Raw genomic sequence first — 468 nt, forward strand, 5'->3', positions numbered from 1 at the left:
AACAACCTGGGGGGCCGGAACCTACGTATGTATGCCCTTGGCATGAACAACCTCCGCTACGTCGCCTGCACCTCCACGCTAAGCATTTCTCCAAAGACCCTCAACTTCCAGATACTGCAATCGCAATTTGCCGCACAGAATCTGGTCATCAAAGAACTTCCCTTCAGCATCACCGCCAATAAGAGCTGCAACAGCGCCTATGGCCTGAACGCTATGTTCATTCCCGCCAGCAATACCACCCTGTCGAGCACGGATACGTTGCTGGCCAAGGACAATCCAACAGTGGGCATCAGGCTCCTCAATGAGGATCGCAGCGTCATCAGTATCGGTAAGGAGTTCGAGTTCATTCCCTACACCCCAACCCAGACGACGGTGACGAAGAACTTTCTCGCCCAACTGAGGTGGATGACGAGCAGACCCATTTTAGGCCCGTTCAACGCCACCGCCGCGATAGAGGTCTATTACAAG

The 468-nt window shown here is 53.8% G+C and carries 1 protein-coding gene; it reads left to right on the forward strand.

The genetic code is table 11. The annotated features are described in order from the left end of the window. Window positions 1-42 precede the first annotated feature (42 nt). Window positions 43-468, forward strand: a 426-nt coding sequence (locus tag EEB15_RS33315) for a fimbrial protein (protein ID WP_199236713.1), incomplete at its 3' end; no start/stop codon positions are given.

It is taken from the genome of Ramlibacter sp. WS9 (assembly GCF_003797765.1).
In the GTDB taxonomy this organism is placed as follows: domain Bacteria; phylum Pseudomonadota; class Gammaproteobacteria; order Burkholderiales; family Burkholderiaceae_C; genus Ramlibacter.